Source organism: Psychrobacter sp. 1U2, assembly GCF_051847575.1.
Genome location: NZ_JBPYDC010001553.1, coordinates 1 through 575, shown reverse-complemented (window position 1 = coordinate 575; position 575 = coordinate 1). Strand labels below are relative to the sequence as shown.

Annotated in this window: 1 pseudogene; it reads right to left on the bottom strand. The window is 28.0% G+C overall.

Features of this window, described 5'->3' with window-relative positions:
- Nucleotides 1-362 precede the first annotated feature (362 nt).
- Nucleotides 363-575 (bottom strand): annotated as a pseudogene (gene rho, locus ACS8FD_RS23135) (transcription termination factor Rho); the annotation flags it as partial.

The following is a 575-nucleotide window of genomic DNA, read 5'->3' as shown; positions in this document are numbered from 1 at the left end:
CAGTCATGGCAAAAGTTTTAGCAAATTTCATATTATCACCTATTAAATAATCAAAATTAAAAAGTATATTATATAAAGCTTATTTATACTGTAGTTAATACTATACTCATAATATTTATATAGTCGTAGTAGATTGGCTAAGCTTTGCAAACACTTTGTAATTTATGTTGCCTCACTGTGTCATTGGTAGTGCTTTTACTTATAATTCTTGTATTTATTAAACTATTAAGCTAACACTTTTGGACTTTTTTATCAGGTTAAAGATAATAGAACTCATTAAACTTTAACTATTAATATCTGATAGAACTATCTTGTATAAAATAAATGAAATAATAGAAGTCAAATTGATAAATAATAATTGCTTAGTTTTGAGATTTACGTTTCATTTGTTCAAAAAACTCATCGTTCGTCTTAGCTTCTTTTAAACGATCTAATAAAAACTCAGTTGCTTGAACACCATCCATTGGTTGTAATAACTTACGTAATATCCAAACTTTACGTAGCTTATCTTCATCAAGAATACGCTCTTCACGACGAGTGCCTGACTTTTTGATATTGATGGCTGGAAAGACGCG